Source organism: Pseudomonadota bacterium, assembly GCA_034189865.1.
In the GTDB taxonomy this organism is placed as follows: domain Bacteria; phylum Pseudomonadota; class Gammaproteobacteria; order UBA5335; family UBA5335; genus JAXHTV01.
On record JAXHTV010000038.1, the window covers coordinates 1 to 20,535 of the forward strand.

Annotated in this window: 21 protein-coding genes; 12 read left to right on the top strand and 9 right to left on the bottom strand. The window is 58.9% G+C overall.

Translation table 11 applies throughout. The annotated features are described in order from the left end of the window. The first annotated feature begins 121 nt into the window (after positions 1-121). The 5 genes from trxB to SVU69_12555 all read left to right on the top strand — a co-directional run bounded on the left by trxB (position 122) and on the right by SVU69_12555 (position 3,890). Complete coding sequence (gene trxB, locus SVU69_12535; protein ID MDY6943823.1) at positions 122-1,078, top strand: thioredoxin-disulfide reductase; 957 nt, start codon at positions 122-124, stop codon at positions 1,076-1,078. 75 nt (positions 1,079-1,153) lie between these two features. Continuing rightward, positions 1,154-1,516, top strand: coding sequence for a metalloregulator ArsR/SmtB family transcription factor (locus tag SVU69_12540; GenBank protein MDY6943824.1), 363 nt, complete (start codon positions 1,154-1,156; stop codon positions 1,514-1,516). Beyond that, positions 1,513-2,016, top strand: a complete 504-nt coding sequence (locus tag SVU69_12545) for an arsenate reductase ArsC (protein MDY6943825.1) — start codon at positions 1,513-1,515, stop codon at positions 2,014-2,016. Before SVU69_12540 ends, SVU69_12545 begins: the two co-directional genes overlap by 4 nt. Continuing rightward, a complete protein-coding gene (gene arsB, locus SVU69_12550) occupies positions 2,013-3,104 on the top strand; it encodes an ACR3 family arsenite efflux transporter (protein ID MDY6943826.1) in 1,092 nt (363 codons plus the stop codon). Before SVU69_12545 ends, arsB begins: the two co-directional genes overlap by 4 nt. Positions 3,105-3,194: 90 nt before the next feature. After that, positions 3,195-3,890: a 2,3-diphosphoglycerate-dependent phosphoglycerate mutase gene (locus tag SVU69_12555; protein MDY6943827.1), complete on the top strand. Its 696-nt coding sequence runs from the start codon at positions 3,195-3,197 to the stop codon at positions 3,888-3,890. 90 nt (positions 3,891-3,980) lie between these two features. On the opposite strand, the gene SVU69_12560 is transcribed toward SVU69_12555, so the two are convergent. The 8 genes from SVU69_12560 to SVU69_12595 form a co-directional block, all read right to left on the bottom strand. After that, positions 3,981-4,424 carry an Lrp/AsnC family transcriptional regulator gene (locus SVU69_12560; protein ID MDY6943828.1) on the bottom strand — a complete coding sequence of 148 codons (444 nt, stop codon included), beginning with the start codon at positions 4,422-4,424 and terminating at the stop codon, positions 3,981-3,983. A gap of 209 nt (positions 4,425-4,633) precedes the next feature. Beyond that, entirely contained in the window at positions 4,634-5,674 is a 1,041-nt protein-coding gene (gene hypE / locus SVU69_12565; protein MDY6943829.1) for a hydrogenase expression/formation protein HypE, read from the bottom strand. A 1-nt stretch (position 5,675) separates the two neighbouring features. Then, positions 5,676-6,776 (bottom strand): hydrogenase formation protein HypD, encoded by a 1,101-nt coding sequence (gene hypD / locus SVU69_12570; protein MDY6943830.1) that lies wholly within the window; start codon positions 6,774-6,776, stop codon positions 5,676-5,678. Beyond that, entirely contained in the window at positions 6,773-7,015 is a 243-nt protein-coding gene (locus tag SVU69_12575) for a HypC/HybG/HupF family hydrogenase formation chaperone (protein ID MDY6943831.1), read from the bottom strand. Before SVU69_12575 ends, hypD begins: the two co-directional genes overlap by 4 nt. A 3-nt stretch (positions 7,016-7,018) precedes the next feature. Next, positions 7,019-9,358 carry a carbamoyltransferase HypF gene (gene hypF / locus SVU69_12580; protein MDY6943832.1) on the bottom strand — a complete coding sequence of 780 codons (2,340 nt, stop codon included), beginning with the start codon at positions 9,356-9,358 and terminating at the stop codon, positions 7,019-7,021. Between the two features lie 134 nt (positions 9,359-9,492). Then, positions 9,493-10,317: an FAD/NAD(P)-binding protein gene (locus tag SVU69_12585; protein MDY6943833.1), complete on the bottom strand. Its 825-nt coding sequence runs from the start codon at positions 10,315-10,317 to the stop codon at positions 9,493-9,495. Positions 10,318-10,349: 32 nt separating this feature from the next. Then, positions 10,350-10,814 carry a cyclic nucleotide-binding domain-containing protein gene (locus SVU69_12590; protein ID MDY6943834.1) on the bottom strand — a complete coding sequence of 155 codons (465 nt, stop codon included), beginning with the start codon at positions 10,812-10,814 and terminating at the stop codon, positions 10,350-10,352. Between the two features lie 127 nt (positions 10,815-10,941). Then, positions 10,942-11,673 carry a VTT domain-containing protein gene (locus SVU69_12595; protein MDY6943835.1) on the bottom strand — a complete coding sequence of 244 codons (732 nt, stop codon included), beginning with the start codon at positions 11,671-11,673 and terminating at the stop codon, positions 10,942-10,944. 278 nt (positions 11,674-11,951) lie between these two features. On the opposite strand from SVU69_12595, the gene SVU69_12600 reads away from it, so the two are divergent. The 6 genes from SVU69_12600 (at position 11,952) to SVU69_12625 (ending at position 16,855) form a co-directional block, all read left to right on the top strand. After that, positions 11,952-12,941 (top strand): hypothetical protein, encoded by a 990-nt coding sequence (locus SVU69_12600; GenBank protein ID MDY6943836.1) that lies wholly within the window; start codon positions 11,952-11,954, stop codon positions 12,939-12,941. A 40-nt stretch (positions 12,942-12,981) separates the two neighbouring features. Further along, positions 12,982-13,785, top strand: coding sequence for an HAD-IIB family hydrolase (locus SVU69_12605; protein ID MDY6943837.1), 804 nt, complete (start codon positions 12,982-12,984; stop codon positions 13,783-13,785). 1 nt (position 13,786) lies between these two features. Next, positions 13,787-14,998 carry a glycosyl transferase gene (locus SVU69_12610; GenBank protein MDY6943838.1) on the top strand — a complete coding sequence of 404 codons (1,212 nt, stop codon included), beginning with the start codon at positions 13,787-13,789 and terminating at the stop codon, positions 14,996-14,998. 12 nt (positions 14,999-15,010) lie between these two features. Next, positions 15,011-15,571: a YSC84-related protein gene (locus SVU69_12615; protein MDY6943839.1), complete on the top strand. Its 561-nt coding sequence runs from the start codon at positions 15,011-15,013 to the stop codon at positions 15,569-15,571. 70 nt (positions 15,572-15,641) lie between these two features. After that, positions 15,642-15,944, top strand: a complete 303-nt coding sequence (locus SVU69_12620) for an antibiotic biosynthesis monooxygenase (protein ID MDY6943840.1) — start codon at positions 15,642-15,644, stop codon at positions 15,942-15,944. Between the two features lie 65 nt (positions 15,945-16,009). Further along, positions 16,010-16,855 carry a hypothetical protein gene (locus SVU69_12625; GenBank protein MDY6943841.1) on the top strand — a complete coding sequence of 282 codons (846 nt, stop codon included), beginning with the start codon at positions 16,010-16,012 and terminating at the stop codon, positions 16,853-16,855. A 65-nt stretch (positions 16,856-16,920) separates the two neighbouring features. On the opposite strand, the gene SVU69_12630 is transcribed toward SVU69_12625, so the two are convergent. Beyond that, entirely contained in the window at positions 16,921-17,904 is a 984-nt protein-coding gene (locus SVU69_12630; GenBank protein MDY6943842.1) for a phospholipase A, read from the bottom strand. Between the two features lie 285 nt (positions 17,905-18,189). Here SVU69_12630 and SVU69_12635 point away from each other — a divergent pair, with 285 nt between their 5' ends. Next, positions 18,190-20,430, top strand: a complete 2,241-nt coding sequence (locus SVU69_12635) for a mechanosensitive ion channel (protein MDY6943843.1) — start codon at positions 18,190-18,192, stop codon at positions 20,428-20,430. Positions 20,431-20,535: the final 105 nt, after the last annotated feature.

Consider the following 20,535-nt stretch of genomic DNA (forward strand, 5'->3'; position numbering starts at 1 on the left):
TCTATCAAAACAAAATAACTCTTATCCCGTTTTTACTCCACCCCCTGGCGCGCCCCCCCCGGGGGCGCCCTCGACAGCTTCACAACAATCATCACGTCGCCCACGGTCAGGAGAGCCACACATGAGCGAAACCAGACACACCCGTTTGTTGATCCTGGGTTCCGGACCCGCTGGTTACACCGCAGCGGTCTATGCCGCCCGTGCCAATCTCAACCCCGTCCTCATCACGGGTATTCAAATGGGCGGTCAGCTCACGACCACGACGGATGTCGACAACTGGCCTGGCGCGGAAGAAGGACTCCAGGGCCCGGCGTTGATGGAGCAGATGAAAGCCCACGCCGAGCGATTCGAAACCGAAGTGATCTTCGATCACATCCACACCGCAGACCTCACATCGCGGCCATTTCGGCTGGAAGGCGACAGCGGCATCTACACCTGTGATGCGTTGATTATCGCCACCGGGGCCAGCGCTCGATATCTGGGACTGCCTTCCGAGGAAGCCTTTATGGGCAAAGGGGTGTCGGCCTGCGCCACTTGCGACGGCTTCTTCTACCGCGGCCAGGCAGTGGCTGTCATCGGCGGTGGTAACACGGCGGTCGAAGAGGCCTTGTACTTGGCCAACATTGCCGACCACGTCACTGTCGTTCACCGGCGCGACGCTTTTCGTGCCGAGAAAATCATGCAGGACAAATTGTTCGAACGGGAAAAGGAAGGCAAAGTCACCATTTGCTGGAACCACGTGCTGGACGAAGTCCTCGGGGACGACAGTGGCGTAACCGGCATACGACTGCGAAACACCCAAGACGAGACGACCACCGAACTGCCCGTCAAAGGAGCCTTTATCGCCATCGGACATCGCCCCAACACCGATCTATTCGAGGGCCAACTGGAGATGTCCGGCGGGTACATCAAGGTACGTAGCGGTCTGGGTGGAAACGCCACCGCCACCAGCATCCCCGGCGTGTTCGCCTCCGGCGATGTCATGGACCACGTGTACCGGCAGGCGATCACTTCGGCGGGATCCGGTTGCATGGCCGCCTTGGATGCCGAACGCTATCTCGACGACTTGGCCAAATAGATTGCGGTGAGTAGATCACAAGGGGTGCGCGAGCACCCCTTGTTATTCGCATAACATTTCTATATTTTTGGAAATATGGAAAAGAAAAGCGCACTGGCGGCACTGTCGGCATTGGCACAAACCCACCGGCTCGATGTTTTTCGTTATCTTGTGGAAATCGGCCCAACCGGAGCCCCGGCCGGACAGATCAGCGAAGCCCTACGGCTACCGAATGCTACGCTCTCATTTCATCTTGCCAGCCTGCGTCAGGCGGGACTGGTCACTTACTCTCGCCAGGGCCGAAGCCTGGTTTATCGCACCGAGTTCGGCACCATGAACGATCTCATACAGTATCTGACGGCGCACTGTTGTGGCGGTAAACCAGAAACCTGCGTCGGAACCGAACCGGCACTCCAGCCGACATCGTCAGAGCACCGACCCCACGAGGCGCCCCGATGAACCTACCCGTTCACGTCTTGATTCTGTGTACCGGCAATTCGGCCCGCAGCATCCTCTCAGAAGCCATTCTTAACCACATCGGGAGCGGTCGTTTTCTGGCCATGAGCGCCGGCAGTCACCCCACCGGCAAAGTGAACCCCTTGGCATTGTCCGTCCTGGAAGAACAAGACATGGAAACGGCGGGTTTTCGAAGCAAATCCTGGGATGAATTCACCGGAGAAAACGCGCCCCCGATCGATCTCGTCATCACCGTGTGCGACAACGCCGCGGGCGAGACATGCCCGGTTTGGAGCGGGCAACCGATCAAAATCCACTGGGGTCTTCCGGACCCGGCCGCTGTCGAAGGCGACCATTCGCAGCGTTTGGCGGCCTTTCGGGAAACCTTTGACACACTCACCCGGCGCATGGAGCGTATGACGGCATTGCCCATCGAAACACTCTCTCCATCCGCGCTCAAAGACGCGCTGGAAGCCATCGCCGAGGGAGAACTCCCCGCATGAAGCCGGTCACCTCCGCCGATCAGGGGGCATCCTGCCCCACCAAACCGGCCTTGGGCCGATTCGAGCAGTATTTGTCAGTATGGGTGGCGCTCGCCATCGCGGTCGGCACCTTTCTGGGAAGCCAGTTCCCAGGGCTATTTCGGATGCTCAGCAGCGTCGAAATCGCCCAAGTGAATATCTGTGTGGCCGTGCTGATCTGGGCGATGATTTATCCCATGATGGTCAAAGTCGACCTGCGATCGCTTCGGCATGTCGGAGATAAACCCAAGGGTCTGGTGGTCACGCTGGTGGTCAACTGGCTGATCAAGCCGTTCACCATGGCCGCACTTGGCGTCCTGTTTTTTGAATATCTCTTTGCGGGTTGGGTCAGCCCCGAAGATGCCGATCAGTACATCGCCGGCATGATACTTCTGGGGGTCGCACCGTGTACCGCCATGGTGTTCGTATGGAGCCAGCTGACAAAAGGCGACGCCTCCTACACCTTGGTCCAAGTGGCGGTGAATGATCTCATTATGGTGTTCGCATTCGCGCCCATCGCGGCGTTATTACTCGGCGTCACCGACGTTTTCGTACCTTGGCAAACCCTAATCTGGTCCGTCATTCTCTACGTCGTGCTGCCTTTGGTTGCGGGATCCCTCACCCGCAGCGCCTTACTCAGACGCGGCGGCGAAAGTCGCCTGGAGAACTTTAACCAGCGAATAAAACCGATCACCATCGTTGCCTTGGTGGCCATGGTTGGCCTGCTGTTCGGCTTCCAAGGGCATCGGCTGCTGACCCAACCCGTGGTGATCGTTTTGATCGCCATCCCGCTGGTTCTGCAAACCTTTGGCATATTCGCCTTAGCCTACGCCTGGAGCCGATACTGGCGTCTGCCGGCCAGTATCGCCGCGCCCGCGGCATTGATCGGCACATCCAACTTTTTCGAGTTGGCGGTCGCCGTTGCCATCAGCCTGTATGGTTTGAATTCCGGCGCGGCGCTCGCCACGGTGGTGGGTGTGCTGGTGGAAGTACCGGTGATGCTGGCGTTGGTGCGTATCGTCAACCAAACGCGCCGTTGGTTTCCGGCCGAGACACGCACTGCGGCCTAGCTTGGCAGCCCATCCTACGAGCTCACGCACCTCGGGACCCGTTCGCGTTACAATGCGGCCATCGCTAACCACCGCTTCGAGGAACGATTGATGGCTGCAACACTGGTTCTTATCCGCCATGGCCAGTCGGCATGGAACGCACAAAACCGCTTCACCGGATGGGTGGATGTTCCCCTGACGGAAGCCGGTTGGAAAGAAGCGGAAATGGCCGGCCACAAACTGGCCAATTATCGTTTTGACGCGGCATTTACCTCTCACTTGCAGCGGGCCATCTGCACGCTACAGGTCGTGCTCCGGGAGAACCAGTCCGGGAATACTCCCATCTTCATCCCGGCCGACAACACCGTACCGCGAGAGAGCTACCAACCGCGCGATGGTGAGTTCCCGGTTCACATGCACATCACCGCGCTGGCAGAACGCCACTACGGCGACCTGCAGGGGCTAAACAAAGACGAGGTGAAAAGCAAACACGGAGAGGAGCAGTTCAAAAAATGGCGACGGGGCTTCGACACACCACCGCCGAACGGCGAAAGTCTCAAAGACACCTGCGAGCGGGTTCGCCCTTATTTTGAATCCCACATCCGGCCACGCCTGAACGACAATCAAACCTTACTGATCTCAGCTCACGGCAATTCGTTACGGGCTCTGACTAAAGACTTGGAAGGCATTTCCGACGAAGAAATAGTGGGCCTGGAAATTCCCACGGGTGTCCCGATCGTCTACACGCTCGATGCGACCGACAGCGGGATCACAATCAAAAACAAGGAAGTATTCCCGCACGATTGATCATGGGTCGCCGAACCGCTCGGGCGGTGCAGACACGGCAAGCCGTGCCTGCACCGCCTCAACCGCGTCGGATGGTGCCCCGGATATCCATCAGATGGGTAACGCCAAGGGCACGATGTACTGATCATGTTCCGTTAAGTCGGTGACGGGATAGCCCGTAACCCGCTCGATCTCCCGAATTGCCTCGGTGATGTGTGCAGGCTTCTCCGCAGTCAGCACAAACCAAAGATTATATTCGCGATCACCTGAACAGCAGCGGACGACGGCCTGGTATTGAGCGAGTTGCTCCGCAATTTCTTCTAATTCCGACTCCGGCACCCACATGGCCGCCAAAGTCCTGACCTCGTCGACACGAGCAGACTCATACAACGGTCCGAAACGGCTGATACCACCTTGCTGCAACAAGCGTTCGACCCGAAAGGCGATTTCGTCTTCCGACATGCCCAGATCGTCGCCAAGCACAGCAAAAGGTCGGTCCGTGGAAGGAATGCCGAGGGTGAGTCGCGCCATGAGCGCCTGATCATAAGCATGCATTGCGCCCCTCTCCAAGCGTTGGTTAAGCCACTACCAAAAACCAACCCATCGGTTTCAAGGCTGGCCTCTCAGCGAGCGGCAACCACCGCAGCGCGGCAGCCACCACACACTTAATACTTTTTATTATGGTTGCTAATCAACGATGAGGCCAGTGACAAGACGCCGCACGGCCCGATCACTTGATTGAGGTCGGCCAACGGCGGCGAGAATCAGCAAATACGGGGGAGCTGCTCACCACTGGGAAGGTCCAAAATGCGAGAGCCACCGATACGACTGCGGAGATGTACCCGCCCGCCCGGTCCGGTGACCCGGCCGACCAGAGTCGCGCCCGCCCCCAGCGGCTCGTTTCGGAGCGCCACAAGGGTTTGATCAACATGCGAGGCGGGCACGACAATCACCATCCGCCCCTCGCAGGCCACATGAAAAGGGTCCAAACCCAGAATTTCGCAGGCCGCGGCGACATCCGAACGGACGGGTACATCCGCTTCGTCAATTTGCAGATCAAACCGTGACTGCTGCGCCAACTCGTTCAATGCGGCGGCCAGCCCCCCGCGAGTCAAATCGCGAAGGCAGTGGACCGGAACATCAGCGTCCAGCAGAGTTCCAACCAGCCCATGCAGCGAGGCGGCATCACTGGTCACCGTGGTCTCAAAACGCAAATCCTCCCGCTCGGCCATAATCGCAATGCCATGTCGCCCCACATCACCACTGACGATCAACACGTCGCCCGCCTGGATCTGATCGGGGTGAATGCGTAACCCCTCGGTCACCCGACCCAGCCCGGTGGTATTGATGAAAATTCCGTCACCGGTACCCCGCTCCACCACTTTGGTATCGCCGGTGACAATCCGCACACCCGCCGAATCCGCTGCCGCCCGCAGGGACTGCAAAACCCGCCACAAGGTATCCATGGGCAGGCCTTCCTCCAGGATCAACGACACACTGAGTGCCACGGGCATGGCACCAGCCATGGCCAAGTCGTTCACGGTGCCATGCACGGCCAACGAGCCGATATCGCCACCCGGAAAGAACAGCGGTGTCACCACGAACGCGTCGGTGGTCATCGCCACACGATCCGCCGGTGAGGGCAATACCGCAGCATCGTGGATACCCGCGCCGGATGGTTCACACAGCGTCGGCACAATCAACCGCTCCAGCAACTGCCGCATGAGACGACCGCCACCGCCGTGCGCCAACAAAACGTGGGGATAGTCCTCGATGGGAATCGGGCAAATCAGTTCGGTCGACATATCACACCGGAAATTGTTCTGCGTGCCGATAGCGGAAATAGGCCGCACAGGCACCTTCCGAGGACACCATCGGCGCACCAAGCGGCTTATCCGGCGTGCAGGCACGGCCAAAAGCCGGGCACTCGAAAGGCTTGCGAACGCCTCTTAAGATTTCACCGGCCAGGCACAGATCGCTCTCGCGGTTCTGCGCCTGCCATCCGGGGAATCGCGTGTCGGAATCGAAGCGACGGTAGTTCGGATTAAGCCCCAAGCCACTGTCGGGCAATTCGCCCATGCCCCGCCAGCGTTGAGAGACAGGCTCAAAAACACGCTCAATGAGCGCTCTTGCAGCAGGGTTGCCGGCCCGGCTCACCACCCGCGCATATTGATTCTCCACGCGATAATCGCCGGATTCCAGTTGTCGTAAACAGGCGTGGAGCCCTTGGAGAATATCCACCGGTTCGAAACCCGTCACCACAATCGGCACCCGAAATTGTGCTGCCAGCGGCTCATAATCGGCATACCCCATCACCGTGCACACGTGGCCCGCCGCCAAAAAGCCCTGCACGCGATTGTCCGGTGCGCCAAGAATTGCCGCCATCGCCGGCGGCACCCGCACGTGGGCGGGAAGCACGAAGAAATTGTCCAAACCCCAAGCCTCAGCCCGCACGATCGCCGCGGCGGTAGCCGGGGCTGTCGTCTCGAATCCCACGGCGAGAAAAACCACATCGCGCTTCGGTTCCTTGCGCGCGAGCTCCACAGCATCCAGCGGCGAGTAGACCATACGGACATCGCCACCGGATGCCTTACATGCCAGCAAGTCTGTTCGGCTGCCGGGCACCCGGAGCATGTCGCCGAACGAACACAGCGTCACCCCCGGTCGACTGGCAAGATCGATCGCCCGATCAATCACGTCAACCGGCGTGACGCACACCGGGCAGCCGGGTCCGTGAATCAGGCTCACCGCTTGAGGCAGTAAGGTATCCAAACCGTATTTCACGATGGCATGGGTTTGACCGCCGCATATTTCCATCACGGCCCAAGGCCGGGTCACGACACGCTCGATGGCCGAGATCAGTTTTCGAACCGCCGCCCCATCCCGGAATTCGTCTACGTACCTCATCCCTCGCTCCCGGCGGCACCCAGTTGCGCAAGATCGGCCAGGATTTGCTGCGCTTCGGATTCATCGATCACGCCAATGGCTAATCCAGCGTGGACCAACACATAGTGGCCCACCTCCGCTTCCGGCACACAGGCCAAGGAGACAGAACGCTGTACACCGCCGAAATCGACTCGACCTTCCCGAAAAACGGGATCGTCACTCATGATTTCCGCCAAACGGCCGGGAACTGCCAGACACATGGGCTAATCTCCTACCAGCGCCCGGGCGTGAGCGACCGTCGCCTGCCCCAAAGAAAGACCGCCATCGTTTGGCGGGACGCGTTGCGGCCACCAAACACCCATACCGGCCCTGCGCAGCCGCTCGGCCGTCATCCGCAACAGCAACGCGTTCTGAAAACAGCCGCCGGTTAGCACCACCCGATCCATCGCCATCATTTTTGCCCCTTCGACCACCAGCTCCGCCAAAGCCTTGTGAAAAGCGGCCGCGATTTCACCGATCGGCCGGCCGGAATCCACATCCTGCATCAACTGATCCACCAGCGGCGCCCAATTCGCGACCCACGGCGCGGTGTCGGTCTGCTGCATCGTCGGCAACGGATAAGCCGCCACCTCCTCATAACCGGTGGCGGCATACTGCAAGGCGGTCGCCGCCTCACCCTCGAAACTGGTCACCTGGGACAAACCGCCCAGACTGGCGACGGCATCGAACAGGCGACCGACGCTGGTGGTCCAGGGGCAATTCAAACCGCGATCCAACATTTGCGCCAACACGACGCGCTGGTGCTCGGGAAAATACTGAAAAAACGGCAAATCCAGAGCGCGAAAACGGTCGGGATAACACTCGGCCAACAGCCCGGCGGCGACCCGTCGGGGTTCACGCGCGGACACCTCGCCGCCCGGCAAACGAAACGCCCGCAAATGACCGACGCGCCGGGATTCGATCCGGTTGGCACACAGAAACTCGCCGCCCCACAGTCGACCATCCTCACCCAGCCCCGTGCCGTCCCAGCAAACCCCAAGTACCGATCCGGTTAACCCGTGCTCAGCCAAACAAGCCGCCACGTGGGCATGGTGGTGCTGTACGGAAATCAGCGGTAAATGGCGGGGACGGGCATAGCGACGGCCATACTCGGACGAGCGATAGTCCGGATGCTTATCGCACGCCACGCGCTCGACGCGGATGTCATACAACGCCCGTAGACCGTCCAAATTATCGCGGAATGCCTCATCCGCCAGCGTGCTGGTCAGATCACCGACATGCTGCCCCACAATCGCCTGCCCGTCCAAAGTCAACGCGATGGTGTTCTTGAGATGCCCCCCCATGGCCAGAACCTTCGGCCCTTTGCCCTGGGTCGGTGTCAGCGGTAACGAGATCGGGGCAAAACCCCGCGCACCGCGGAGCATCATCGGCGCCCCCATCACCACCCGTAATACCGAGTCTTCGATTGGCCGGCGTATGGGACGATCATGTACCAGGAATCGATCAGCCACTTGCCCCAGACGCGATATCGCTTCAGCCTCGTCGATGCAGATCGGCTCGCCGGAGAGATTTCCGCTGGTGGCCACCAGCGGAAACCCGAGCTCTTGCATCATCAGATGATGAAGCGGCGTGTAAGGCAGCATCGCGCCGATTTCCGGGTTGCCGGGTGCAACGCCCTCTGCCAGTGGATCGCCACTCGAAAGGCGACTGAGAATCACGATCGGCGCTTGCGGAGACGTCAATAACACCGCCTCCCGCTCGCCGACTCGACAGGTCGCGCGAGCAGACTCGAGATCGGGAAACATCACCGCCAAGGGTTTGGCCGGACGCCGCTTTCGCTCGCGCAGGCGCCCCACCGCCAAATCGTTACGGGCATCGACCATGAGATGAAACCCGCCCAAGCCTTTCACGGCCACGATACCGCCCCGGCTCACCCAGTCGCAGGCCTGAAGCAAGGCGGAATGTCGCGTCGCCAAGGAATTTCCGCTGGTATCCCACAGCGCCAGTTGGGGGCCGCAATCAGGACACGCATTGGGCTGGGCGTGAAAACGACGATCTTGCGGATCATGGTATTCCGCATCGCACGCGGCACACATGGAAAAGCGCTCCATGCTGGTATTTCCGCGGTCGTACGGCAGGCGGTGAATGATGGATAAGCGCGGACCGCAATGGGTGCAGTTGGTGAACGGATACTGGTATCGGCGGTTGCTCGGATCCGTGATCTCAGCCAAGCAGTCGGGGCACGTCGCCAGATCGGGTAAAACCCCAACACGCCGCTCACCGGAGGCATCGCTATCGCGAATGGTGAAACCGAGCTCGCCGGTTAAGGGAAGGTTTTGGCGCTCCAGCCGATCGATCCGCGCCATGGGCGGCAAATCTCGTTGCAGCGCTCGGAGGAATTGATCGATCTGCTGAAGAGCCCCTTCGATTTCGATGCAGACACCATCGCTCGCGTTTTGCACCCAGCCCGCGAGCTCCAGCCGGTGGGCAAGGCGATGCACAAAGGGACGGAAACCGACGCCTTGAACCAATCCACCAATCCGCAAACACAATCGGACGGATAGTTGATCAGGACTTGTCGCGTAAATTGAATCGGAACCCATCGCTGGTTCCCCTAAGCAGCGTTATGCCGCATCGCAGGCATTTCAAGAAAATAGCGCTATCCGAAGGTCGGGACAAGCGATATTGACAGCGCCAATCGGTTTGGACAACGCCCGGCGGTTGACCGGATCGACGTTCAATTCGGCCGGTCGCGTTGCCGCATCCAGGATTGAATCTGATCAAAACGGAATACGGGACCTTGACGACAGTCGATATCAGGACCCAAAGGACATGGCTGCGGCAGCCCCTGAACATGCGGGAACGTGCGGGCAAACGAGAGCAGCAGTTGGTCATCGGGCAGATCCTGGGCCTTCAGGGCCAACACAGCGTAGCGCATCATCAACTCGGGTCCACAGATAAACGCCACCGTGTCCGATCCCGACAAACGAAGTTTTCTGATCAAGTGATTGACCACGCCGACGTGGCCTCGCCAACTCGGCCCACCGAAATCCACCGTGATTTGGACATCCATAAAAGGACGCCGCTCCCAAGCGATAATTTCATCCCGGTACAGGATGTCCTCCGGGTGCCGCATGCCATAGAGTAAATGAAGGCCACGATACGCTTGATGATTCCGATAAATCTCGACGATCAATGGCCTTAACGCACTAATCCCCAGCCCGCCGGCGACCAACACCACCGATTTGCCTCGCGCGCGGTCCAAAGGCCAAGCCGATCCGAAAGGACCGCGGATCTGCAGCTCGTCGCCTTCCGCCAGCCGGATCAGCGCACGGTGAGACTCATCTTCAGCGCGAATGGTATGCATCAGCACGCCATCATCTTCTCGCCCGCTCAGCACGGCCGGGATTTCCACCCCGTCGTTGAGGCTGAGCAGGTTAAACTGCCCCGGTTCGATGCCGATGGGCGAGACGCCCGGCGCCGGCCGCAAACGCAGGCTCACCACATCGCCCGTGCCCGTCTCCTCGCGCCGTTTTACCACTCGATAGACGGCTGAGTTCACCGTTGGATCTCCGAATCGGCTGCAATCAAAGGTTATTCTGCCCGGGCATGTCCGTAGATGTCGACGATACGGAGTCGGGAGGATTCAATTCGGTGAGCCATGACCCGAACCAGCTCAGACAGAATGTTATAACCCACCTGATAATCACTCTCCATCAACTCACGCAGACATTTGGCATCCATTCGAATGGCCCACACGGCCTCACGCGCCACGGCGTCAAAGTGCCATCGATACGGTGGAATAAACCACGACCAACCCAGGCTGTCGCCCGCGCTCAGGGTTTCGATCGGGGCCATCGCCACTTCCGTCGCCGGTGTTTTGATTTCCACCCGCCCTTTGATGATCAAGTAAAAGGCATCGGCCTCGTCACCCTGGCGGAGCAGGTATTCGCCCTCGGTGAACGCCCGCTCTCCGGCGCATGCCTGCAACTGCTCTCGTTGGTGCTCGTTAAGCCCGGAAAAATACGGTTGTTCGGAAAGATAGGATGCAATACTCATAGGCTACCCTCTGATCGCGACCTTGCGCTTGCTTGAGCCGTCAGGGCGAATTCGCCGTGGCGACCGATAGCGCCATATTCTCCCGACGCGTTGGGGCGAAGCCTGACCCAGATCAACCGGCCACCGTTCAACGATAGTCGATGGAATCGTCTTGTGCCTCGCGCTCCCAACGATCAGCCAGGCGCGCGATTCGTTGACGCATCATCAGCAACGCACCGATCACGACACCCACAACGGCCACCATACCGGCCACGTCCCACCAGTTTGGCTCCCGCATAAACGATTGCAGACGGCCGCCAAACAGCGCAATCAACAAAATCCCGGGGATCAAACCGATGGCGCTGCCGACCATGTAATCCCGAAAACTCATGTGCGAGGCACCCGCAGCCATGTTGGTCAAACTGAAAGGTGCCACCGGAAAGATATCCACGATCACCATCGTGAGCACGCCGCGATGGGAGAGAAACCGATTGACCCGGTCCAGGCGTGTACCCGTGAAAGCGCGCATGGTGTCGTAGCCCAGATAGCGTCCCATTTCGTAGTTAACTGCCGCTCCCACCAGCGATCCCGCGTAAGCGAATGCAACGCCTTTCCAAAACCCGAAAGCCACCGCGGTGGCGATGATGAGCAAGCTCAGGGGAAAAACCACAATGCAACCCAGCACGTAAATCAACACCACCAGCAAAAACGCAAACGGGCTCTGTTTAACGAGCTGGGCCCAAATGATGAGTTGATCGACGCTCAGGCGGTCGGCCAGCGGTGTCCAGCGCCAGATGAGAAACAACGACAACAACACAACCCCCGCCGCCAGGGTGGACCCGATGATCTTCCGACGATCAAAATGTGGACTGTGCGACATACCGTTTAATGAAGAGAAATCCCAATCATCCCCAATGCCGACCGCCGGGCGGACACCGTTGGACGGGCAACGGCTCGCAACGCTCTGGCGTGAAACAACCGACAGGCCGGTAGATGAAGCATGCCCGCCCGCGGCTGTCGTCTCGAAAATCGGCCCCCAAGAATCAGGCGCGGCCTATTATTACCAGTTCCGCTAAGAGCCGTCACCCGCAAAATTGCGCTTCAATACGCCAATACTGCGACCTGCGTATTGCAGGTCCACGCAGGCGCGGTATGCTAGTGGCAGCGATCAATCAACTTCCCGGAGGCCAGCCCATCAACACCCACGTTCTTTGGCCGCCGGACATCGACCCGCTCACCACAGCCCGGCGTGATGCGCTGATTGAACACATTCGTTCCCCCTTTATCGATCACCTCCGCAGCCTGAATCTGGCCTCACAACTCGTCGATCAACTCGCCGATGTCTATTTGCCGCTGGCGGCCTGGATCGACCAACGGCGTCAGCTGCGACAAGACACCCTGATCGTCGGTGTCAACGGCGCACAAGGGTCGGGAAAGTCGACCCTCTGCGAGCTACTCCGGCTCACCCTCTCCATCGGGTTCAACCGACGGGTTGTTTGCCTGTCCATCGACGACATTTACAAAACGAAACAAACTCGGCGGCAGATGGCCCAGGATGTCCATCCATTGTTTCAAACGCGTGGCGTTCCAGGGACGCACGATGTGCCATTGGGCCTCGCCACCTTGCGCGCCTTGCGCGCCGGGACACTCCCCGAACCGCTGTCCATCCCGCGATTCGACAAGGCCCAAGATGATCGAGCCGAACCGGATTCCTGGCCCGTGGTAACAGGCAACGCCGACATCGTGCTGTTCGAGGGCTGGTGCGTGGGCGCGCGACCCCAACCGGAAGATGCCTTGATCGATCCGGTGAATGCGCTGGAGGCCGCCGAAGACCCCGACACGGTTTGGCGCCGCGAAGTGAATCGCGCGCTGGCCGGAGAATACGCTGAGCTTTTCGCCGAACTGGATGCGCTGGTGATGCTTCGGGTGCCGGATTTCGAGAGCATCTTTCGTTGGCGGCGCCAGCAGGAACAAGCCCTAAGCCGACGCATGAGCGAGCCCGAACTGCGCCGTTTCATCATGCATTACGAACGCCTGACCCGATACATGCTCGATGAAATTCCCACGCGGGCCGATTTGGTGTTGCAGTTAAATAGAGACCACCGGATTGAAACCGTCACGGCAAAAACCGCACAATCGACGGGTTAACCCCGGATTAATCACCCCCTCAACACAATCCATAACACGCGTGATCAAACTCATCATTTTTACCGATTTGGACGGCACCTTGCTGGATCACCATGACTATAGCTTTGAACCCGCGCGCGCGGCCCTGGAGCGCATCCGCGCCGCCGGATTCCCGCTTATCATCAACTCCAGTAAGACCTTGGCGGAGATCGTCAGCATCCGTTCGGCGCTGCAAAACACCGATCCGTTCATCGTCGAAAACGGGGGCGCCATCGTGAGCCCGCCCGGCATGTGCCCCGACGCTTCCCGGCCGTATGTCATCGAAACGCTTGGCGCCGATCACGAAACGATTCGTCGTGTGTTGCAGTCCCTTCGCGCCGACGAAGGGTTTCGCTTCAGAGGAATGAGCGATATGACTACCAGCGAGGTCGCGGAGTTGACCGGCCTTTCGCTGGATGAGGCCGCCAAGGCCAAGGATCGGCTGTGTTCCGAACCTCTCGTATGGGAAGACTCACAAGCCGCTCGAGTGCGTTTCACCGCGCTAATCGAAGCGCAACATCTACGCCTGGTCCAAGGCGGCCGATTTCTGCACGTGATGGGCGATACCGACAAAGCCATCGCCATGGAAAAACTCACGGCCCGATACCGCGAGAGCGAACCGGACAAAGAGATCATCACCGTCGCTCTGGGCGATTCCCCGAATGACTCGGCCATGCTGGATGTCGCAGATATCGCGGTGGTTATCCCCGCAGCCAACGGCACCCAGTTAAAACCCGGTGCCCGGGAGGTGATCTATCCGTCGGCACCCGGCCCGACGGGCTGGAACCAGGCGATGAACCCACTACTGGACCGTTTCGGAGCTTGATATGGGAGATTTTCACCAAGGTCGTATCATCACCACGCTGCACCGCCTGACGGATCGGCCGACCGCCGATTTGGAACAGGAGCTGTGCGATTTTTCGCAACAGCGCCCCATGTCGTTGATCCTGCCCTCGCTTTACTCCGAGCTGGAAGGCCCTGCCCTCCAGCACATTATCGATGAACTCAGCCAGGTGCCCTACCTCAACGAGATCGTCATTGGCCTGGACCGGGCGAACGAAGACCAGTTCCGCCATGCGCGTCAATATTTCGGAAAGCTGCCCCAGCACGTGAGAATTCTGTGGCAGGACGGCCCCCGCCTGCGGGCGCTGGATAGTCTGTTGGAGTCTCACGGCCTCGCGCCCTCCGCCCCGGGCAAAGGGCGAAACGTGTGGTACTGCTACGGTTATGCCTTGGCATCCAAGCGTGGCGAAGCGATCGCGCTCCACGATTGCGATATTCTCACTTACAACCGGGACATGCTGGCACGCCTGCTCTATCCGGTTGCCAACCCGAACATGGATTATCATTTTTGCAAAGGCTACTACTACCGGGTCTCTAACGGCCGGCTACACGGGCGGGTCAATCGCTTGCTGGTCGCCCCCCTGCTGGCGGCCATGGATAAAGTGATCGGCCCGGCCCATTACCTGGAGTACCTTTCCAGTTTCCGCTACGCGTTGGCCGGCGAGTTTGCCACCCGCACCGATGTGGTTCGGCACATTCGTATTCCCAGCGACTGGGGCTTGGAAATCGGGGTGCTGTCGGAGGTTTACCGCAACTACTCCACACGCCGGATCTGTCAGGTTGAAATCGCCGACAGTTACGACCACAAACACCAATCGCTCTCACCCCAGGATGCTCAGGCCGGGCTGTCCAAAATGAGCACGGACATTGCCAAAGCCATTTACCGGAAACTGGCCACGCACGGCATTGTTTTCAGTGAGGGAACCTTCCGCACCATCAAGGCCACCTACTATCGAACTGCCTTGGATATGCTGGAACACTATGCCGCCGACGCCGTGATCAATGGCTTGACCATGGATCGACACGCTGAAGAGCAAGCGATTGAATTGTTTGCCCAAAACATCATGCGCGCCGGCGAATCGTTCATGGCCAACCCTATGGAAACGCCGTTCATGCCCAGTTGGGAGCGGGTGATCAGTGCCGTGCCCGACATCCTCGAACAACTGCACGAAGCGGTAGAACTGGACAACCAGTAAGGAGTGTTTCGAATGCAGCGTGAATCCTGGCTTCGACAGATCGGGTTTGCCGTGGCGATCGTGGTGGGCGGCTTCGGTCTTCCGTCGCCCGCTTATGCCGCCTCGGCTGAGGAAATCGACATTGGCGTGGACGCCGCCCTGGTTCGATTTGATGAAACCGTCTTGGGTGGCGGCGAATTTCTCAAACGCGCCAAGGGCGTTTTGGTGTTTCCGAAAGTTATCAAAGCCGGCATGGGCGTTGGCGGCGAATATGGCGAAGGCGCCTTGCGAGTCGACGGCAAAACCGTCGACTATTACAACACCGCCTCGGCGTCTATCGGGTTTCAGTTGGGCGCGCAAACCAAGACCCTCATCATCGTTTTTCTGAGCGACGCCGCACTTCGGGATTTCCGCAACAGCGAGGGTTGGCGAGCCGGTGTGGATGGCTCCATTGCCATCGCTGAATGGGGTGCCGGGGAAGATATCAGCACCGCCACCATTAAAGATCCGGTGATCGGATTCGTCTTCGGCAACAAAGGTTTGATGTATAACTTGACACTCGAGGGGTCCAAATTCACCAAAATCGCGCGCTAGCCGGTCGGTGGATTGAACATATGCCGACAAGCAAGCGGCGGTCGGTCACAACCAGAGGTCTTTCAATCAGATGTATATCGCCATGAATCGGTTCAAAATCGTGCCCGGCCAGGAGGAGGCATTCGTGCAGGTTTGGCGGGAGCGCGAAACCTACCTCGATACCGTCCCGGGTTTTCGCGAATTCCATTTGCTGCGCGGACCCTCGGAAGAGGATCACACGTTGTTTGCCTCCCATTCGACCTGGGATTCGCGGGAAGCGTTCGAAAACTGGACGCGCTCGGAGGCGTTCCGGAAAGCGCATCGTTCAGCCGGGTCGGCCAAGGAGATATATCTCGGACCGCCAAAGTTTGAGGGATTTGAAACGGTCCTTTAGCCCGAATCGTGCGGGCCGGTCACCGGCCCCACGCAAGCCGGGGACGGCCTCAACGCCACTATCGGATGCACACCCCAATCCAACCCCTGATCACTCTGTTGGTGATCTGCCTGTTGACACTCGCCAGCCACCCGGCTCGGAGCGGCGACAATCCGGGTGCCGACGAACTGGCCAACTATGCCTTCGCCAATTATTTGGGTACGGGCATCTATAGCGTTGCCGGACGCGCAGTACAAGTCTATCGCCTGCCCATTGCCGTCAATCTGCGCGAGGAAACGCCGGACCGGTTGGGTTACAAATTGCGTTTGCCGCTCACGTTAGGATTTTTTGATTTCAAAGCGGAAGATCTGATCGACGAAGGGCTCCCCGACGATGTCGCCACGGTCACCTTCGTGCCGGGGTTAGAAGCCGTCTACACCGCACTGCCCGGCTGGGAGATTAAACCATTTGTCGATTTCGGGCTGGCGCGAAACTTATCTGGAGGAGAAGACGCCTACCTCTACGGCTTGGGCGCTCGACACCAATACCGTTTTCGCTGGCGAAGGCAAGATTGGACGTACGGCAATGCCCTTTACTTTGCCGGTAACCGCGGGGTCGACTCGGGCGCGGTGGACAACTTCGGTGCGTTCGAAACGGGCTTGGCTTGGGACCTCCCCTGGTATGTTCGGGTCGGCAAACGGCGATGGGCGGCCAATGTCTATCTGGCCAACTACGTCTATCTGGGCGACCTGGAACTGGTTCGCACGTCGCTCGATCCGGTAACCGTCGACACCCTATGGGAAGTCGGAACCACCATCGGAACCCGCCGCGTGCTCAGACTGTGGTTCATCGACATGCCCCGCGTCGGGATCGGCGTGCGTTTCGGTGACGACTTCAGCGCATTGCGCATCGTCCTGGGCATGCCGTTCTGATGCACTCCGGATTACCCAACCGCCACGTGCCGGAGAATCCAGTTGACCAAGCCGATTTAGTCTAGTCACAACCAGTCTACAAACGCCGCCCCGACGCCGATACGGTGGACAGACTCGTCATAGTCGAGCAGGCTTTCGCCGTAACCGTTGAAATACTGAACATAGCCACGCAACCGCCCCCGAATGGGAAACGCCCAATCCAACTGCACCGCGCCACGGTTATCCTCGGATTCCAGATTGTTTCTTACCATGAGCCCGAACACATGATCCTGCCAACGATAGTAAGCCCAGATTTCGCCGTTACCGAGGTAGTCCTCGATGTCCGGGTTATCGTCGGCTTCGACATCCACCGCAAGGCGATACCACGGCTTGAAAATCAATCCAAAGTTGTTCCGTTCAATGCCTACCAGCGCGTAAATCCGGTTCCAGCTTCGCGACAAGGGCTCGCTGCGGCCGTTTGATTGGTGGTTTAAACTCAAACCCAGCAAGCGCGCCCGAAAGCCCATAAACTGATAGTCGGTTCGAAACGTCAATAACAACTCAGGCTCGTAATTGGATTCGCGAAACGGCGATGAATCATCGAAGTCGTAAGCCTGCCAATAGGACACCTGGGTATAAGCCACCCACACATCGCCATTGTCGCCGAATGCGTCGTCCCAGACCTTCGCCTTTAAGCTGACTTGGAATTTCACTTCGAAACGATCGAGCTCGACGTCGGGATCGACCGCGGCTATCGGCGCTTCGTTGGGACGGGCATTGTAGGTGAACGGCAATACGTAGTTGGCCCGATAGGGCCGAAGCACGAACGGATCTTGCTCATGGGCCTGATCCAAATCCCACTGAGCGGCTAATATGGACGGATAGGTGACCACCGGGGCATCGCCCGTTTCGGGAGCAACCGCCCGCGGCGCAGTCCGCAGCTGATCATCGCTCGGATCAACCGCCGGGTTGGGGGTGGACGTTGCGACCGGACCCGTTTCCAGTTCCGCCGCGCCTAGGCAACCGCAAAACAACATCACCCCCAAGCCGAAGACGGATACTAAACGCACCTGATTAACTCCTCATACCGGGCGAGATCATGGAACGGGAAAAGCCGACCGTGCACCAGATGAGAAAAGCGACCCGATACGCGACGGCCAAGGATGGCGATACTGCCATCGGCTTCGTCCCGCCGTCAAAAACGCGCAAAATCCATCGAGTGTGATCACAAAAGCGTCATCAAACCGGCGGTTTACCGAACGGTATCAACTAGGCACAATCAAGCGTGATCGTGACGGAACCGCCTTTCCGCTAGACGATGCGGCCACACAACCCGGTTCGAGCAGAGATACGCCATGGACAGATTGAAACGATCCACGTTCCTTCGAGCAACCACTGCCATCGCCATCCTATTGTATTGGCTGGCGTTCCCGATCCAGGCAGCCGAATCTGAACCCTCGCAGCCCAGTCCCGAACAAGTCAGTGGCCTCATCGATACGCTCCAAGATCCCGATAAGCGAGAAGCGCTGATCTCGCAACTCGAGGTGTTGTTGGCGGCGGAAGAAGAAAGTCAGCCGGACTTGGCGGCACTGCCGCAGATGTTTTTCGGTGGACTATCGGCCTCGCCACGAGTCGGCCAGCTTTGGGACCGCATCGCCGACTGGTCGGAGCGCATCGCCGACACGTTCAATTTAATCGGAACCATCCCGGGCGCGTTAATGACCGCATGGGAAAAAGCACAAGACCCGCGCACACTGCGCCAGTGGGCACGGTCGGTGGGCCTGATTCTGGGTGTTTTGCTGGCAGGTTGGGTCATCCAAGGTATTTTATTTCGCATGGTGATCGGCCCGATTCACCGGCTGGAATCCCGGCCAACGACACCATGGTTTACCGGCTTGGTGATTCCCATCATCGGCCGCCTGGGCCTTCGACTGATACCCGTTGCCGCATTCGGTGGCGTGGCATATGGGCTCTTATCGCTGACCGGGCCTTCACAGCGAATGGGTGTGATTATTCTGCTGCTGGTCAATGCTTATCTCCTGGCTGGCGTCGTCACCCGCTTGGGGCGCGCCATCGCGGAGCCGGACGTCGAGCATCTGCGACTCGTGCCCCTCAACAACGAAGGTGCTCAGTACGTCTGCATTTGGATTCGCCGTATGGCTTTTGTGGCCATCTATGGTTTCACGGCCATCAAGGTCGCCGCTTTGTTGACCCTGCCGGAAAACGTCGGGCTGCTGATGCAGAGCGTCGTCGGCCTGATTCTCACCGCCATGGCTGTGGTGTTGATCCTGCAAAACCGGGAACCGGTCAGCGCGTGGATTCGGGGCGATTCCGAAACGCATGACACCATGCAAATCGTCCGCAATCGGTTGGCCGCTACCTGGCACGTCGTTGCCCTGATCTACGTAATCCTCGTGTTCGTCGTGTGGATGTTGCAAATCGAGGGCGGCTTCCTGTTTCTGACCCGCGCCGCGATCATCACCATCGTGGTGCCCGCAATCGCCCGCCTGGTGGTCATCGTTGCCGACCGGATCATCGACCGCGGAATCCAACTTAACGATGATCTGCGGGCTCGCTATCCCCTCTTAGAGAGCCGAGTCAACCGCTACATCCCGGCCGGAAAGCGACTGATACACACCTTCATCGGTGCCGTCGCCGTCGTAATCATTCTGGATGCCTGGGGAACCGGTCTGATCGGATGGCTCTCCTCCGATTCAGGCCAGGTCGTCATCGCTCGGCTGATCACCATCGGCGTGCTGATTATCGTCGCCCAGATCATCTGGGAGATCGTCAATGTCTTTATTGAACGGGCGTTGGAAGAGAACGGTGATGCCGTATACAAAACGCGCCGCGACCGGGTCCGTATCGCCACCTTGTTGCCGCTGTTTCGGCATGTGATTCGGGTGGTTCTCATCGGCCTGGTGGTATTGATCTCGCTCTCCGAACTGGGGATCAACATCGCCCCACTCCTGGCCGCAGCCGGTGTCTTGGGCTTGGCGGTGGGTTTCGGCGCTCAGACGCTGGTCAAGGACATCATCAACGGCGTTTTTATTCTGCTGGAAGACGGCATCGCCGTGGACGACATCGTGGACGTCGGCAACGGGCACGCCGGTGTGGTGGAGTCTATGTCCATCCGCACGGTCACACTCCGTGACTTGGGCGGAACGGTGCATGTCATCCCGTTTGGCGAAGTCACCAGCATTAAAAACCTCACCCGGGAATTTGCCTTTGCTTTGCTGGATGTCGGCGTCGCCTATCGTGAAGATCTCAACGAGGTGATCGCAACCCTGAAGGAGGTCGCCGAGGGGCTTTGCCAGGATCCGGAGTTCCAAAACGATATTTTGGAACCCTTGGAGGTGCTGGGTCTGGATGAATTTGGCGACTCGGCGCTCATCGTGAAAGTCCGACTGAAAACACTTCCCGCCAAGCAATGGCGAGTCAAACGCGAATACAACGCCCGCATCAAAGAAGCCTTCGATGCCAAAGGTATCGAGATACCGTTCCCTCACCACACCATCTACTTCGGAGAGGACAAGAGTGGAAAGGCGCCCCCGGCCTTTGTTGAGCTGCTGGCACAAAACGATGAGACCACTTGAGTCCACGTGCCACCGGGAAATGAAACGGATACCGTCAGAATGAATGAAATCGATTACACCAAAGGCCGCCTGCTGCCTTTGTTCGACAGTTTGATGGACGCTTTG

What these genes read in the sequence shown, in the direction of transcription:
- SVU69_12555 (MDY6943827.1), top strand. Translation starts at nt 3,195, where the DNA reads ATGGCTGCAACACTGGTTCTTATCCGCCATGGCCAGTCGGCATGGAAC.
- SVU69_12610 (MDY6943838.1), top strand. Translation starts at nt 13,787, where the DNA reads ATGGGAGATTTTCACCAAGGTCGTATCATCACCACGCTGCACCGCCTG.
- SVU69_12595 (MDY6943835.1), bottom strand. Translation starts at nt 11,673, where the DNA reads ATGTCGCACAGTCCACATTTTGATCGTCGGAAGATCATCGGGTCCACC.
- SVU69_12620 (MDY6943840.1), top strand. Translation starts at nt 15,642, where the DNA reads ATGTATATCGCCATGAATCGGTTCAAAATCGTGCCCGGCCAGGAGGAG.
- SVU69_12635 (MDY6943843.1), top strand. Translation starts at nt 18,190, where the DNA reads ATGGACAGATTGAAACGATCCACGTTCCTTCGAGCAACCACTGCCATC.
- SVU69_12625 (MDY6943841.1), top strand. Translation starts at nt 16,010, where the DNA reads ATGCACACCCCAATCCAACCCCTGATCACTCTGTTGGTGATCTGCCTG.
- arsB (MDY6943826.1), top strand. Translation starts at nt 2,013, where the DNA reads ATGAAGCCGGTCACCTCCGCCGATCAGGGGGCATCCTGCCCCACCAAA.
- SVU69_12545 (MDY6943825.1), top strand. Translation starts at nt 1,513, where the DNA reads ATGAACCTACCCGTTCACGTCTTGATTCTGTGTACCGGCAATTCGGCC.
- hypD (MDY6943830.1), bottom strand. Translation starts at nt 6,776, where the DNA reads ATGAGGTACGTAGACGAATTCCGGGATGGGGCGGCGGTTCGAAAACTG.
- SVU69_12590 (MDY6943834.1), bottom strand. Translation starts at nt 10,814, where the DNA reads ATGAGTATTGCATCCTATCTTTCCGAACAACCGTATTTTTCCGGGCTT.
- SVU69_12615 (MDY6943839.1), top strand. Translation starts at nt 15,011, where the DNA reads ATGCAGCGTGAATCCTGGCTTCGACAGATCGGGTTTGCCGTGGCGATC.
- hypE (MDY6943829.1), bottom strand. Translation starts at nt 5,674, where the DNA reads ATGTCGACCGAACTGATTTGCCCGATTCCCATCGAGGACTATCCCCAC.
- trxB (MDY6943823.1), top strand. Translation starts at nt 122, where the DNA reads ATGAGCGAAACCAGACACACCCGTTTGTTGATCCTGGGTTCCGGACCC.
- SVU69_12560 (MDY6943828.1), bottom strand. Translation starts at nt 4,424, where the DNA reads ATGCATGCTTATGATCAGGCGCTCATGGCGCGACTCACCCTCGGCATT.
- SVU69_12575 (MDY6943831.1), bottom strand. Translation starts at nt 7,015, where the DNA reads ATGTGTCTGGCAGTTCCCGGCCGTTTGGCGGAAATCATGAGTGACGAT.
- SVU69_12540 (MDY6943824.1), top strand. Translation starts at nt 1,154, where the DNA reads ATGGAAAAGAAAAGCGCACTGGCGGCACTGTCGGCATTGGCACAAACC.
- hypF (MDY6943832.1), bottom strand. Translation starts at nt 9,358, where the DNA reads ATGGGTTCCGATTCAATTTACGCGACAAGTCCTGATCAACTATCCGTC.